Source organism: Streptomyces sp. NPDC050704 (assembly GCF_040654355.1).
Lineage (GTDB): Bacteria > Actinomycetota > Actinomycetes > Streptomycetales > Streptomycetaceae > Streptomyces.
This window is the reverse complement of sequence record NZ_JBFAHW010000063.1, coordinates 1-14202: the sequence shown is the minus strand read 5'-3', so window position 1 is coordinate 14202 and position 14202 is coordinate 1. Positions and strand designations below refer to the sequence as shown.

The following is a 14202-nucleotide window of genomic DNA, read 5'->3' as shown; positions in this document are numbered from 1 at the left end:
AGTGCCGTGCGCCCGGTCCCCCGTGCCCTGCGGGTACCTCAGCAAAGCACCACCGGACTCGTCCGCCAGGGCGAGCACGAACCGAAGTGGCTCGTCCAGGCGGAGAAACCCGTCCACTACGAGATCCGCATGGCCAACGATCTGCTGGACCCCTCCCGCGACGACCTGGCCGAAGCGGGCGCCACGAAACGCACCGACAACCGCAGGTTCGTCGTGATCGACGCACGGGTCGAGGCCCACTACGGCCACCGCTTACGGGCCTACATGAAGGCGCACCGTCTGGAGCCGTGGTTCTGCACCCTCGCCGTCGAGGAGCGGAGCAAGACCATGGACAGTGTCACCCAGGTCGTCAAGGAGCTCGACAAGTTCGGGATATCACGCCGGCACGATCCCATCATCGCCATCGGCGGCGGCGTGCTGCTGGACGTCGTCGGCTTCGCGGCCAGCCTCTACCGGCGCAGCACGCCCTATGTACGCGTGCCCACGACTCTCATCGGCATCGTGGATGCCGGAGTGGGCGTCAAGACGGGCGTCAACTTCGAGAGTCACAAGAACCGGTTGGGCACCTACTTCGCTCCCACCCTGGCCCTCCTGGACAAGACGTTCCTAGGGACGTTGGACGAGCGTCATGTCTGCAACGGGCTCGCCGAAATCCTGAAGATCGCGCTCATCAAGGACGAGGAGTTGTTCAAGCTGCTCGAGGCGCACGGCACCGAGTTGGTGGAATCGCGGCTACAACCGACGTCGGCCTCCGGCGACGCGGGGCAGCAGGTGCTGGAACGGGCGATCCACGGCATGCTGCAGGAACTGCAGCCCAACCTCTGGGAGCACGAGTTGCAGCGCCTGGTCGACTACGGCCACACCTTCAGCCCGAGCATCGAAATGCGGGCCCTTCCCGACCTGCTCCACGGGGAGGCGGTCAACGTGGACATGGCGTTGACGACGGTCATCGCTCACGGCCGCGGTCTGGTGACCGACGAGGACAGGTCCCGGATCGGCCGTGTCATGCATCGGCTGTGCCTGCCTCGCCACCACCCGGTGTGTGACGCAACGAGCCTGGTGACGGCCTTGGAAGACACCGTTCGCCACCGTGACGGCTACCAGCGGCTGCCGCTGCCGGTCGGCATCGGCGACGCCCGCTTCGTCAACGACGTGACGCCGGAGGAGATCACTCACGCCGTGGACACCCTGGCCGCAGGCGGTCTCGATGCCGGGTGAACTGCTGGTCGCGGACCTCGACATGCCCTCCAGCGTCTACGGCGTGCACGGCGCTGCCGGCCTGACCCGCTGGAGGTCTCTCGCCGGCGGCAAAGGGCTGCGCGGCCCGTATGAGGCGGTCGAGTGGGCCTGCATCCCTCCTGGCGGGCTGAGCGGTGAGCATCTGCACAGCAGGACGGAGGAGGTCTACGTCCTACTCGCCGGCGAGGGGGAGGCCATCCTCAACGGCAGGCCGCAGCCTGTGCGGGCGGGCGAGCTGATTCTGACCGGGCTGGGTGCCACACACGGCCTGCGCAACGTCGGAAGCGAGCCCTTGAGCTGGCTGACGCTGGAGATTCCCGCGCCCAGGATCGTCGCCCTCACCCGTTCCCAGCGAAAGGAGAGTATGTCCATGCAGGTGCCCGACGGCATGGCGAAGGTCGTCGACCTCGGCCACGAGCTCGACGTGGATCCAAGGCCCGTCCTTCAAGGCCCCCTGCGCCGCATCCGCATGCTGCAGGTGGCGCCCGGTACCTCATTGGATCTGACCGGCCGAGATTTCGAACACACCGTCTTCGTGTTGGACGGCCGGGGGTCGGCCCTCTCCCAGTCCGTGACCGTACCTGTTCGGCAGGGCACGGCGGTCACTACCTCCGGTGGGGAGGATCTGCGACTCGTCGCGGACGCGGAAGGGCTGCGCGTCGTCTGCGCCAGCTTCGCGATCTCCCTTCCGCCCCTGGAAGGCGGTGGAATGCGATGATCGTGACCGAGCGGGGGGCCGCCACCACTGTGATCAGTCACGACGGAGCCGTGCGGCAATGGCGGTCCGTCGCCCGACGCGGAATGCTGTTCAGCGAGTGCGAGTCGATCGACCACGTCGTCTTGAAGGACGGCGGGACGCTGAGCGCTGACCCGGAGGACAGCACCGAAGCCCTCTGGTACGTCGTCAGCGGTCAGGCGCGTTTCCAGGGCGGCCCGGGCGGCACCGCGCATCCGGTGTCCGAGGAGCACGCCGTCCTCGTGCCGGCCGGTGTTCCGGGCCTTTTGTCGTCGACCGGGACCTGCGAGGTCATCGTCATGACGTGTGTGCCGGACTCAGTGGCGCGTCGTCTGCCGCAACGTGCCCCGTCGCTGGACGCTCCCACGGCCGATGTGCCGGGCGCCAACGCGTACCGGTCCCGCTGAGTTTGATGAGGAGAATCCACGTGCAGGATTCGCACGCTTCCGCTGCCTCACCGATCTACTCCGCCGGGGATCTCACACAGCAGGCGGCGCCCGCCCGTGGCATCCCCACCGCGACCAACGTCGACCATGTCGCGTACACCGTGCCCGACTTGGACGAAGCGGTGCGCTTCTTCGTCGATGTCCTCGGAGCGGACCTGCTCTACCGGGAGGAGACCATCCGGTCGGACGACGAGTGGATGCTGGAGGCGCTCAACGTGCACCCCCGGGCGACCGCCGACATCGCGATGCTCCGGCTCGGGCCGGTCACGAACATCGAGCTGTTCCAATACTCGGCCCCCGACCAGAACCGTCGTGTGCCTCGCAACAGCGACTACGGCGGGCATCACATCGCCTTCTACGTGCGGGACATCGACGCCGCCGCCGACTACCTGCGCCGGCAGCCCGGTGTGCGGCTGCTCGGAGCGCCCCGGACGGTCCTGGACGGGCCCATCGCGGGCGACCGCTGGCTGTACTTCCTCACGCCGTGGGGCATGCAGATGGAACTGATCAGCCTACCCTCCCAGCTCCCTTACGAGGCCACGACAGCGAACCGCCGATTCGGGCCCTGTGCGGCGTGGGCCCCGGAGCGATGACGGAAGGAGTTATCGGCATGAAGATCGGCATCTCCCTGCCGACGGCATCACGCAGGGCGTTCAGTCCGGGGCTGGCGTCCCTGGCCCGGCAGGCGGAGGACGACGGCGCCGCGTCCCTGTGGGTCAACGACCACCTGGCTATGGTGGCTGACGCCCGGTCGACGTATCCGTACAGTGCCGACGGGCACATCACCTGGGACGTCGGCGAGCCTCAGCTGGAGGCCTTGGCCTCCCTCGCCCACGTCGCTGCCATCACCACCACCGCGCGGCTGGGCACGGCGGTGCTGGTGCTGCCGCAGCGTCACCCCGTCGAAGTGGCCAAGACCGTGGCGACCATCGACGTTCTGTCAGAAGGGCGGCTGACGCTCGGGGTCGGTGCCGGCTGGTTTGCCGAGGAGATGCACGCACTCGGCTACAGCTTCCAGGACCGGGGGGCACGGTTGGAGGAGTGCGTCCGTCTTCTGCGAGCCTGCTGGAGGGGCAAGGTCAACGCGTTTGACGGCACACATTTCACCGTACCGCCCGGTGTGGTCATGGAGCCCCGGCCCCTGCAGGAGTGTGGCCCACCAATCCTCGTGGGCGGGATGAGCGTTGCGGCGCGGAGGCGGGCCGCACGGGTGGGTGATGGTTGGCTGGCGGTCACCGACGCCGACGGCCTCTCGGTGAACGCCTTCCGATCCCGCCTGGCGGAGATCGCAGAGCTGCGGGAGGCTCACTCCCGGTCGGGTCCGTTCACCGGAATCCTGAAGATCAACTGTTCGCGTGCCTCGGACGACGAGGTGGTGGCCGCCGTAGTCGCCGCGCGACAGGCGGGGTTCGACGAGGCCGTACTCGACCTTCCCTGGTCGGTTCCCGAGGATGCACTGCGATGTCTGCGGCACACCGTGAAGGTCGTTTCTTGAGTTCGCTCAATCAGACGAGGAGGAGACATGCATCGTCTCTCTGGCATGAAATGTGTGGTCACCGGGGGGACCCGGGGCATCGGCGAGGCGATCTGCCGTCGGCTGGTCTCCGAGGGGGCCATGGTCGTCCTGACGGGGAAGATCGACGAGTCCGCGCACACCACGGCACAAGCACTCTCCGAGGAGGGGCCGGGAAAAGCCTACGGCCTGGGGTGCGACATGGGGTCCGTCGAGGAGGTGAACGCCGCCGCATCGCGCATGGAGGAGTTGCTCGGCGAGGTGGACGTACTGGTGAACAACGCGGGGATCGCAACGCTCCACCGTTTCCTCGACGTGCCCGTGTCGGACCTCGACGACGTCCTGGCGGTCAACGTCCGTGGCCCGTTCCTGTTGTCCCAGCACATCGCCAGGAGTATGACCAGCCGTGGCGGTGCCGTCATCAACATCTCCAGCCAGGCCGGCCACCAGGGGCAGGCGCTGGTCTCCCACTACGCCACGTCCAAGGCAGCGCTCATCGGACTCACCAAGTGCATGGCTCTTGAGCTCGCTCCGAACGTCCGCGTGAACGCGGTCTGCCCGGGCATCATCGAGACGGAGATGATCGAACGTGACTTCTCCCGGCAGGCAGGTCTGTTGGGAGTCACAGCAGCCGATGTCCGGCAACGGACCCTTGCCAGGATCCCTCTCGGGCGCTTCCAGGACGCGGGGGCGGTGGCCGACGCGGTGGCCTTCCTAGCCTCGAACGAGGCCAGGGAGATCACAGGTCAGGTCGTCCACGTCAACGGCGGGATGACCACCTCCTAACGTCGACGCAGACAACGCTCACTGTCGCTGAAAGGACGCTGCCGAGTGCGAGGACCATTGGATGCCAGGAATCCGTCCGCCGTCGTGTGGGACATGGACGGCACGCTGATCGACTCCTCGTCGGCGGTGCCGGACGCCTTCATCGAGACGGTCACGGCACTCGGAGGGACTGTCCACAGCCGCGCGGAGGTTGTCGCCCTCTACTCGCTCGGGCCGCCGCACGCCATGCTGAGTCGCATGTTGGAGCGTCCGTGCAGCGGCCAGGAGGTCGATCTCTACCACGAGGCACTCACCCAGTGCGCTGCGCGGGTGACTCCCTGCGCGGGAGTGCGGGCTACGCTCGACCAGCTCCGACACCTGGTGCCCATGGCGGTCTTCACCGGGGCCAGCCGACGCGCCGCCGACATCCTGCTGGCCGCCGTCGGACTGCGGGACCATTTCTCGGTCGTCGTCGGAGGCGACGAGATCGAGCGGCCCAAACCTGATCCCGAGGGGATCCTCAGGGCCTGCGCTCTCCTCCGCGTGCCCGCGCACGCGTGTGTGTACGTGGGGGACGCGCCCACGGACCTGGAGGCGGCCCGGCGTGCGGGCGCCCATGCGGCCGCCGCGGGGTGGGGACACCTCTATGACCCATCGGCGCATGCAGACTTCGTGCTGAAGGCACCGGAAGACCTTGCCGCACGTCTCCTTACGGGGCGCCGCTGAAGGTCGGTCGGTGAAGTCCAGCCGCTCCTGGTGGAGGAACTGGCCGAGGCCGCCCCCGCCCGCCTCACCGGCCAAGCCACTCTCAACCGGCGCGACCTGACCCGGCGGGCATAGAAACGAATCAAAGGATCAAACGCCTAAGGAGATGCGAAGCAGACATAAAGGCGACGGCCGACGCGAGGCCGGCCGTCGCTGCGGGCATGTCGCCGAGGCGACGCCTCTTGGATCGTGCGCAGAGGTCGTGCAGGGGATGCCGGGCCGATGTGTCAGGGGGCCACGGCGCGGCCGGTCTGCGGAGAGATCCGGCCGGCGCACAAGCCGCGGGTTGTCAACTGCTGTGCGATACGGGGGATCGCGGCCCGCGAGTTGGCCGACCAGTCGTGCATGAGGATGATCTGGCCGTTGCCGAGCCGCCCGGCGGCCTGCACGATGGCATCCGCGCTGGCGCCGTTCCAGTCCTGTGAGTCCACGTCCCAGATGATCTCGGTCAGACCGTACTTGGCCTCGACTGCCTTGACCGTCGAGTTGGTCTCGCCGTACGGCGGCCGGAACAGCTTCGGCGTACCGCCGCCGGCGGCCGCGATCGCCTGCTGGGTCCGGGAGATCTCCGAGTCGATCTGTGACTGGCCGAGCTGGGTCAGATGCGGGTGGGTGTAACTGTGGTTGCCGACCCACATGCCGGCGTTGACCTGCGCCTGTACCTGGGACGGGTTGGTGGCGGCGTACTGGCCCTGGTTGAACATCGTGGCCCGCAGTCCGTTCTGGGTGAGGGCGTTGAGCAGGGCCGGTGTGCTGCCGGACGGGCCGTCGTCGAAGGTGAGCCCGACGTATCCGTTGCAGGCGGCGGCCTGCGCTGGGGCGGCGTGGACGGTGAGAGTGCCCGCGGCGACCAGTGCGACGGCGGCGAGCGTCGTCGTCAGGGGACGTAACGCGAGACGCCTTCGGGTGCTCATGACAGCCTGATGTTGGAGCTGCCGCTGCTCTGGTAGCCCTCGGTCGCGAGGATCATGTAGTAGCTGAAGTTGCCGAGGCGCATTCCGGCTCGTGCCCAGGCGTCGAAGTGGTTGCCGGTGGTGATGGTGCCGCCGGTCCTCTTCGACTGCCGGACACTCCAGTACTGGTTGAAGGTCTTCGTGCCTTCGACGGACGGGGCGTTGTACCGCGTCGTCTGGTAGAGGTCGTACGTGCCGCCGTCACTGGTGACGGTGCCCTTGTACGTTCCCGTGGGCCGGTAGGTGCCCCAGTTGTCGACGACGTAATACTCGACCAACGGGTTGGACGTCCACCCGTAGAGGCACAGGTAGGCGTTGCCGGACGGGCTGAAGGAGCCCGAGTAGGACACGGTCCTGCGGCTGCCGTTGCTCCAGCCCTTGCCGGCGACGAAATTCCCGGTGTTCCGCCAGGTGGTGCCGTAGTTGCCACCGGAGCCCAGGTTCATGGAGACCGTGCCCTGTGCGTCGGTCCAGAACGAGTAGTAGTAGCCGTTGTTGGTGCCGGTCTGGTTCGTGGTGATGACGGTGTCGGCACGGGCCGTGCTGGGCAGGGCCAGTGCGGTCGCGGCGCCCAGCAGTACGGCGCAGGCCTGCCTGCGGCTTGGCTGTGCAGGTGTGAGGTTCATGTGCGGGTTTCCTCCGTCTTCCATGGGCGGGGTTTGGTCGAACAGTGTTGACCTGCATCCGTCAAGCGTCAAGAGTTTCGTCCTTGATTGCGAAACATTCGCTTGGGGATGCGATGTCCGCGAGTGCCATAAGGCCTGGCTGTAGCCATATTTGGGTTTGCGGGTGCTGCCATGAAAGTGATGTTCACGCATTTAAGATCAAATTGGCGAGGCTATAGCTTCGAATGTTTCGAAGAATTTCCGGAATATGGACAGGACTCGATGGCCGTTCACGCAACGCGACCACCGCACGCTGGCAGGACGGCTTCCGCGAGAACCGGCCCCGTCCCAGCAGGCTGGATCCCTGCAAGCCCTACCTGGAGCGGCGATTCGCCGCGGGATGCACGAGCGTCACCCGACCGCACAGCGAGCTGGTTGCCGAGCACGCTCCCGTCGCGTAGGCCATGGTCCGCGCCCACATCGCCATGGTTCGCGGGACTCCGTCCGCGGCATTGCCCCGGCCTCCGACGGTGCGGTAGGGCTCACCCCGGGCTGGAGCTCGGGCAGTATCGAGGGCGCCGTGAACCGCATCAAGAAGATAAAGAGACAGCTCTACGGTCGAGCCGGATTCGAACTGCTCCGCAAAATGATCTCGCTTCAGTAGCTCCTCGCGACGGCGGTGGTCTGTCGGTGGCCGGTGCCTTCGCGGTCAGAGTTCGGTCGTCCAGATCCCGACAGGGTGCTCACCCGGCGGCAGCCACAACTGAGGTTGTGACTCCCGATGCCTCTCCTCGCCCTGTTCTTCCCAGTGGAATCGGCCATCCACGTCGGGCCACGCAACTTGCAGCACGGGGAAAGGAGGCCGCCGGTAGAACCCGACGGCCCGTCCGAAGAAGGTCCGGTACCAGCGGAGATCCACCTGTCTGAGCGCGAGTTGGTGTCCGTCGGCAACGTCGGGGTGCTTCTGGCCGTCAGCCAGTGCAGCGCCCGCGGCGGACTTTGCTCCGAGCCTGTTGAGCATGCGGTGCATGGCGTGGACATCGAGCCCGAACATGGCGAGTTCAGGTGCGCCGTGAGCGTGCAGGAGGCCGATCGTGTAGGCGAATCCAGGACCGATCTCGTCCTCAGGAACCATCACGACGTGCCATCCGTGCTGCTGCACATTCTCGATGATCGTCAGATCCATGCGGTCCGCTTCGTCTCGGTCGCCGTACTCATGACAGAGAACGCAGCGACACTGGAACGGATCATCAGTCATGTGCGGAGGCTACGAGGCGGGCGTTTGAGTTGGGCAGCCGGGCTCGCATCCACCCTTTCACCGAACGACATGTCGCCCCCTGCGACCGCTCCTCAAGATCGGTGCCAGAACCGAGATGGGTGCGGCTCCTTCCCGGGGGTAGCTGAGCTGGGGTTTTGCTGATTTGGGTGTGGGTGGGGTGCGGTGGTCTCTACCGTGCGGCCAGGGGCGGGAACGATGTTGTCGGCCGGTACGTAGGGCCGGAAGTCCGTGGTGGGTTTGCTGCTCCTGACGCTGGTGGCCTGGTAGGTGACGGGTGCTTGGTCACACACTCTGGTTGCATGTTCCTCGAGCTTGGCGAGGAACATCGCGCTGGCACCTTTCTCGATCGGGTGTTTGCCGGTGCGGTGCACGCCCCGTACCTCGCTCAGCTCATCGAGATCGGTGGGTGGCTCCGGTAGGCCGGCGACGTCGCATGCCTCGACGATCTGTGCGGTGGCTCCGTGGTAGTCGACCGACTTCGGGTGCATGAAGCCGTCCGGTCCCTTCTCCCATCGGGTCCGGACCGGGGCCTTGAGGATCACATCAGGATTGACGGAATGCCGCACAAGAGCGTTGCGGATCCCGTTCCAGTGGTTGGCGACGCGTGGGATGCGCGCCGACAGGTGGGCGACGAGAGTGCGCCCGCCGGGTGCCGGTTCGACTTCGATGTGGATGCGTTCCATCGCGTAGCCGACGATCCATAGCCGCTTTCCGCTGTCTTCGTCCGTCCACGTCTTCTCGTGGGCGAGCGGGAACTGCCAGGCAAGGAGGTCGCCGTCGCTGTCGAGGAGGAAGGGCAGCGGCTCGGGGTTTCGTCGTCAATGCGGTCTCAGGTGGTTGTCGGTGTGTGGGTGAGCAGATGGGTGGCTGTGTGTGCCAGGCGGGTGAGCGCGGCGCGGTCGGCCGGGGGCCAGGTGGTGAACAGCTCTGTGACGGTTGTCGTCACCGCGTCGCGGAAGCGTGTCATCAGGGCCGCGCCCTCGTCGGTGAGTATGACGTGGGTGGCGCGGCGGTCTTTCGGGGCGGTTTGGCGTCGTACGAGCCCGCGGCGTTCGAGGCGGCCGACCAGGCCTGTGATGTTGGTCTTGTCGCAGTGCAGGAGGGCCGCGAGTTCGCCGTGCGTGCGTTCGCCGGGTTCGATGACGCAGAGGAGCTGGGCTTGTTGCGGTGTCAGTCCGAGCCGTCGGCTCTCGGTCGCTTTGATGCCTTCGAGCTGGGTGCTCAATCCGGCCAGCGTGTCTGTGAGCTCTCGGTCTTCTGGTGTGGGGCTCATGGGGCGGAATCCTACCTTGACAGTTGATGGTCTCTACTATTTAGTCGAGAGCGTCGATTATAGAGATGCTCAACTTTTTTGGAGTGTCATGCCGTACACGCCGGGCAGAGCCGCAGTCGTCACCGGGAGCTCGCGAGGCATCGGGCGGGCCGTCGCGCTGCGCCTGGCCGCCGACGGTTTCGGTGTCGTCGTCAACTACCGCACCGACGCGCAGGCGGCGTCCGACGTCGTCCGCGCGGCGGAGGCCGCGGGCGGGCGGGCCACCGCCGTCCGGGCCGACGCCGCCGACCCCGCCCAGCTGCGCACGCTCTTCGACGCCGCCCACCGTCACTACGGCGGCGTCGACGCGTTCGTCCACAACGCGGGCGGCTACGTCGGGGGCACCCTCGCCGAGGCCACCGACGAGGACTACGAACGCGCTTTCGCCGTCAACGCCCGAGCCGCCTTCACCGCCTTCCGCGCGGCCGCGCGAGACGTACGCGAGCACGGCCGCGTCATCTACATCTCCTCGGCGGCCACCCGCGTGAGCCCGGCCGGACAGGCTCTGTACGCGGCGGCCAAGGCGGCCGGCGAGCAGTTGGTCCGTACGTTCGCGCGTGAGGTCGGCGCGCGCGGGATCACCGCCAACAGCGTGTTGCCCGGCCCTACCAATACACGGACCTTCGCCACGTCGTCCGCCCCCGTGGACCAGCTCGTGGCACGGACGCCGCTCGGCCGGATCGGCGAGCCCGAGGACATCGCAAACGTCGTCGCCTTCCTGGCCTCCGACGACGCGCGGTGGGTCACCGGCCAGAGCATCACCGTCGACGGCGGTCTCAGCTGAGCCGTCGGAGAACCGTGTCCGTTCGGGCTTTCCCGCGATAAGGAACTCGGCGGGCGTGGACCGGCCGGCCAGTCTCCGGGCCGCATACGCTCATCCGCACACAACGGCCGGCAGCGCTGCCGGACAGGCGTCAGGAGACGCAGGGAAATGCCGGCGATCCGGCTCAGGGAACATCAGGTGGACCAGAAGTCGATCTTCGCGCGCAGCGGCTCCAGTTTGCCGCGCACCGCCACTTCCAGGCCCAGTTCCTCGCCGACACCCCTGACCTGCACCGGGCCGTCGGCGGCCCCCGCACGATCGCCAGGATCGTGCGATAGTCAGCGGGCAGAGCGGCCTCGTCGGGATTCTCGCCGCGGTGCGGGATCAGCAGCACCGCCCGTCCCGCCACCCGGGCAGGAGCCGGGGCAACGGCCGCGGCGGCCTCCTCCGTGGCCCGGTCCTGCTCGGCCAGCCGGTTCAGGACCCGCTCGGCGATCAGGAGTCGCTGATCTTGTGTGACAGGAGTTTCACGGACGCGTCCCGGTTGCGTACCGCCCGACGACTGGCCGAAATCTGACGGCTAGCCTTACCGCGATCAAGACGTCCGAGGGGCGTCGGCAACATCCGGGCGAAAACGGGGACGGGGAACCGACATGGGTGGACGTGACGGGCACGCGGTGTCACGCAGGCAGGCGCTCAGGCTGGCCGGGACGGGCCTCGGCCTGGCCGTGCTGGGGGCAGGCGCATGGGGGTGCACCCCCGAGGAGGAAACGGGCGCGTCGGGCGGCGGCACAACTCCCGGCGGCAAGGGCGGTGACACCGACAAGGGCGGTGACACCTTCACCACCCCGCCCCCGGGCACCGCGCCCAAGCCGCTGTGGCAACAGAAGACAGCCAACGACGACCTGGCCGGGATCCACGCGCTCGCGGCCATCGGGAACACGGTCGTGGTGTCGGGTGACCCGCTGGTGGGGCGTGACGCCGTCAGCGGCAAGGAGAAGTGGTCACGGCCGGGCGTCACCATTCCCGGCGCCAAGCTGATCACCGGCGGCGGGACGCTCTTTCTCGCCAGCGCCGAGTACGACGGCGACGTGGTGGGCCTCGATCCGGCCACGGGCAAGGAGACCTGGCGCAGCCGCCTGGGCAAGGAGTACGAGCAGCCGCGCCCCATCGCGGCCGACGACCGCCACGTCTACGTCCTCGCCGGGATCCTGGAGGAGGACTCCTCGTCGCCGACCAACGTGATCGCCGCGATCGACACCACCTCCGGCAAGATCGCCTGGCGTGAGCAGCGCGACAGGGGGACCGAGGAGTTCGGCATCACCGCCGCGGTCGTCGGCGGGCGCCTCGCGTACACCGATTTCCGGAAGAACGTGACCGTCCGCGACACGACGACGGGCCGGCAGCTCTGGACGAAGAAGATCGGCAGGTCCAACTACTACCGCTTCGCCGTGCACGAGGACCTGTTGATCGTGCCGGACGGGCAGCGGCTGCGGGCGTTCGCGCTGGCCGCGGGCACGGAACGCTGGTCGCTGGCGAATGAGAAGTTCACCTGGTTCAACGATCCGCAGGTCCTGGACGGGGTGCTCTACGCCTCCGACAGCGCGTACGGCATGTGGGCGGTGAACCCCGCTACGGGCAAGCAGATCTGGCACAACAAGGACCTGGTTGGCTCGGCTGCGGAGGCGTGGCAGTTCGCCAAGGTGGGCGGCACGCTGTACGGCGCGACCGAGCACGACAAAAACGGTGGCGTGCACGCCTTCGATGCGGCGACCGGGAAGCTGCGCTGGACGTACAACGACAACACCGGTGCGAACCAGAAGTGGTACGTGGTCCCGGCGGGCAAGCGGCTGGCCGCGATGCACGCCAAGCGGCTGTACGCGCTGCCGGCCGTCTGAGCCGACGGAGGCGGGCGGGTAGCGCGGTGGGGGAGTCTGACCACGCCCGGCGTCGGCCGCAGGACAGGACAGGGCGTCATAGGCCGGGCCTGTCCTGCGCCTGACGTGCCGTGGCGCGCGGCAGCCGTTCCTTGTGGGGCAAACGACCGGCACACTCAGCGACCGGGCCGGGCTACTGTGCCCGTCGTACAGGGCTGACACCGGCCGTGGCGGGCGCGCATCAGATTCGAGGCGAGCAATCCTGCCGCCTCCCTCTCAGAAAAATTAGGAGATTTAGTGGAGCAGGACGTGGAGGAAACATGCGCCGTCCGCTGCCGCAGCGCCCGCATCTGAGGGCCAGACCTTCCCGTTGAACAACAAGATCAGACCTTCGATGCGGAGAGCCCTGCCGCCCTTGAAGTGCAGCTGACTGCGATTCCGCGTTCGGTGTCCTGCTGACCCCATCGCGCCCGCGGCAGCAGCCCCTGCTGCGCTGAGTGTTCGCGTGGCGCCGGCAGGGGGCCGCTCGGCGGAGCAGAAGGTGCTGATCATGTAACAGTCCAACTCAAAGCGCTTATACGCAGAATCGGTTCAGCCGATCTGCACTCCTGATCTTTGTCTCATCATCCATAAACGGGGGAAAGAATGCAGCACACTGGGCGCAACAAGAGGATTGCGGCCGCGGCGGCGATGGGCGCACTGACGGTGCTTCTCGCCACCGGATGCTCTTTCAGCATTGGCGACGCGGAGAAGAAGAATGAGGCGACGGCCAGCGAGGACGCAGCCGCCGTTGAGGAGGCCCCGGTCGAGGAGCAGCCGACGGCGGAGGAGCAGCCGACGGCCGAGGAGAAGCCGGTCGGCGACGGCTCCGCAGAGCCCGAGAACACGGGCGTCAACGAGGGCGGGGCCGTCCACAAGGCCCGAGTCGCGCTGACGATCTCCGACAAGCTCGCCGCGGACACCGGCAAGCGTCCCGACAGGGTCACCTGTCCTGAGCACCTCCCGGCCCGGGTCGGCGCCACGATCCGCTGCGAACTCACTGCCGGCAGCGACACCCTCGGTGTCATCGTCACTGCCACCGCGGTCAACGGTAAACAGGTCAATTACAACTTCAAGGTCGACGACAGCGTCGAGTAAATGCTCCTGCGGACGCACGGGGGCGCCAGAGCGGTTTGATGCAGATCAGAGGTTGGACGTCGTTTATGGGCTGGTGCCACAGTTCTTACTGGCGCCCCCATCAGACGGCCCCCTCCTGGTTGAGCCCGCGACCAACTGCGAGAAAGGGCAGGACTGAGCACTGTGCAACGTGAGTTCGCAGGTCACGGGTCTGGTGTGAGGGGTGGGTGGGATACTCATGCTGGTCGTCGGCGGGTGTCCATACCGAACCGTTCCTGAAGACTGAGTGGGAGTGCGTCCTGTTGCCAGGACTGCTGCTCAGTCGGGTGCCCCGAACGGTGTTGGGCGCCCTGGTTCCCCGCGTTCGCTCCACCACCGGGCGGCGCGCCTCGCGTGCGCGGTCCGGGCAGGTGGGGTCGGGGTCCCTCACGCCTGCGGGTCTCCGGTGGGGCCTGGACGGTCCGATGCCCACGATGATCACTCTGGTCGTGGTGGGGCGGTGTCGTCCGTCGCCGGATCGGATGCCCGAGGGCGCGTCGCCCGATCGATGGGGGTGCCCCCGCTTGAGCGCAGCCGAGAGTGGGGGAGCTCGCCGCATCGTGCCGGGAAATCTTGCGGGCCAGGGTGGTCAGCGGTTTCTGTCAGTGCTGGGCACCCCACCGGCGGGTGTGGGCCGGGTCGACTGCGACGATGGCGATGTTCTGTTCGGCGGCCATCGACACCAGCCGGGCACGGAGCTTCGCGGTCGGGAAGCGGGACAGCAGGCGGCGGAAGCGTTTGTTGCGGCCGTGCCGCTCCCGGCTGGTGCCCTCAGTGAAGTCGAGGTCCTCGAT

Annotated in this window: 15 protein-coding genes and 1 pseudogene; 10 read left to right on the top strand and 6 right to left on the bottom strand. The window is 67.5% G+C overall.

The window, feature by feature from the left end:
- Positions 1 to 6 precede the first annotated feature (6 nt).
- From AB0I18_RS31450 to AB0I18_RS31420, 7 genes are read left to right on the top strand one after another with little or no spacing between them, the layout of a single operon-like run.
- Positions 7 to 1218 carry a sedoheptulose 7-phosphate cyclase gene (locus AB0I18_RS31450; RefSeq protein ID WP_363109024.1) on the top strand — a complete coding sequence of 404 codons (1212 nt, stop codon included), beginning with the start codon at positions 7 to 9 and terminating at the stop codon, positions 1216 to 1218.
- Positions 1208 to 1957: a cupin domain-containing protein gene (locus tag AB0I18_RS31445; protein ID WP_363109023.1), complete on the top strand. Its 750-nt coding sequence runs from the start codon at positions 1208 to 1210 to the stop codon at positions 1955 to 1957. The genes AB0I18_RS31450 and AB0I18_RS31445 overlap by 11 nt, the downstream gene beginning before the upstream one ends.
- A gap of 2 nt (positions 1958 to 1959) precedes the next feature.
- Complete coding sequence (locus AB0I18_RS31440; RefSeq protein WP_363109022.1) at positions 1960 to 2382, top strand: hypothetical protein; 423 nt, start codon at positions 1960 to 1962, stop codon at positions 2380 to 2382.
- A 20-nt stretch (positions 2383 to 2402) separates the two neighbouring features.
- Positions 2403 to 3014 carry a VOC family protein gene (locus AB0I18_RS31435; protein ID WP_363109021.1) on the top strand — a complete coding sequence of 204 codons (612 nt, stop codon included), beginning with the start codon at positions 2403 to 2405 and terminating at the stop codon, positions 3012 to 3014.
- A gap of 17 nt (positions 3015 to 3031) precedes the next feature.
- Positions 3032 to 3916 carry a TIGR03619 family F420-dependent LLM class oxidoreductase gene (locus tag AB0I18_RS31430; protein WP_363109020.1) on the top strand — a complete coding sequence of 295 codons (885 nt, stop codon included), beginning with the start codon at positions 3032 to 3034 and terminating at the stop codon, positions 3914 to 3916.
- 27 nt (positions 3917 to 3943) lie between these two features.
- A complete protein-coding gene (locus AB0I18_RS31425) occupies positions 3944 to 4720 on the top strand; it encodes a glucose 1-dehydrogenase (protein ID WP_363109019.1) in 777 nt (258 codons plus the stop codon).
- A 45-nt stretch (positions 4721 to 4765) separates the two neighbouring features.
- Positions 4766 to 5425 carry an HAD-IA family hydrolase gene (locus tag AB0I18_RS31420; protein WP_363109018.1) on the top strand — a complete coding sequence of 220 codons (660 nt, stop codon included), beginning with the start codon at positions 4766 to 4768 and terminating at the stop codon, positions 5423 to 5425.
- 266 nt (positions 5426 to 5691) lie between these two features.
- Here AB0I18_RS31420 and AB0I18_RS31415 read toward each other — a convergent pair whose 3' ends face one another.
- The 5 genes from AB0I18_RS31415 to AB0I18_RS31395 form a co-directional block, all read right to left on the bottom strand.
- Positions 5692 to 6378, bottom strand: a complete 687-nt coding sequence (locus tag AB0I18_RS31415) for a polysaccharide deacetylase family protein (RefSeq protein ID WP_363109017.1) — start codon at positions 6376 to 6378, stop codon at positions 5692 to 5694.
- Positions 6375 to 7043 carry a glycoside hydrolase family 11 protein gene (locus AB0I18_RS31410; RefSeq protein ID WP_363109016.1) on the bottom strand — a complete coding sequence of 223 codons (669 nt, stop codon included), beginning with the start codon at positions 7041 to 7043 and terminating at the stop codon, positions 6375 to 6377. The genes AB0I18_RS31415 and AB0I18_RS31410 overlap by 4 nt, the downstream gene beginning before the upstream one ends.
- Before the next feature lie 688 nt (positions 7044 to 7731).
- Positions 7732 to 8280, bottom strand: coding sequence for a DUF4262 domain-containing protein (locus tag AB0I18_RS31405; protein ID WP_363109015.1), 549 nt, complete (start codon positions 8278 to 8280; stop codon positions 7732 to 7734).
- 92 nt (positions 8281 to 8372) lie between these two features.
- Complete coding sequence (locus AB0I18_RS31400) at positions 8373 to 9101, bottom strand: DUF3962 domain-containing protein (protein WP_363109064.1); 729 nt, start codon at positions 9099 to 9101, stop codon at positions 8373 to 8375.
- Between the two features lie 29 nt (positions 9102 to 9130).
- A complete protein-coding gene (locus AB0I18_RS31395; protein ID WP_363109014.1) occupies positions 9131 to 9574 on the bottom strand; it encodes a MarR family transcriptional regulator in 444 nt (147 codons plus the stop codon).
- 88 nt (positions 9575 to 9662) lie between these two features.
- Here AB0I18_RS31395 and AB0I18_RS31390 point away from each other — a divergent pair, with 88 nt between their 5' ends.
- The 3 genes from AB0I18_RS31390 to AB0I18_RS31380 all read left to right on the top strand — a co-directional run bounded on the left by AB0I18_RS31390 (position 9663) and on the right by AB0I18_RS31380 (position 13390).
- Positions 9663 to 10397: an SDR family oxidoreductase gene (locus AB0I18_RS31390; RefSeq protein ID WP_363109013.1), complete on the top strand. Its 735-nt coding sequence runs from the start codon at positions 9663 to 9665 to the stop codon at positions 10395 to 10397.
- 632 nt (positions 10398 to 11029) lie between these two features.
- Positions 11030 to 12274, top strand: a complete 1245-nt coding sequence (locus tag AB0I18_RS31385; RefSeq protein WP_363109012.1) for a PQQ-binding-like beta-propeller repeat protein — start codon at positions 11030 to 11032, stop codon at positions 12272 to 12274.
- A gap of 624 nt (positions 12275 to 12898) precedes the next feature.
- On the top strand, positions 12899 to 13390 hold the full coding sequence (locus tag AB0I18_RS31380; protein WP_363109011.1) for a DUF4333 domain-containing protein: 492 nt from the start codon (positions 12899 to 12901) through the stop codon (positions 13388 to 13390).
- A gap of 215 nt (positions 13391 to 13605) precedes the next feature.
- Here AB0I18_RS31380 and AB0I18_RS31375 read toward each other — a convergent pair.
- Positions 13606 to 14202: pseudogene (locus tag AB0I18_RS31375) on the bottom strand (hypothetical protein); the annotation flags it as partial.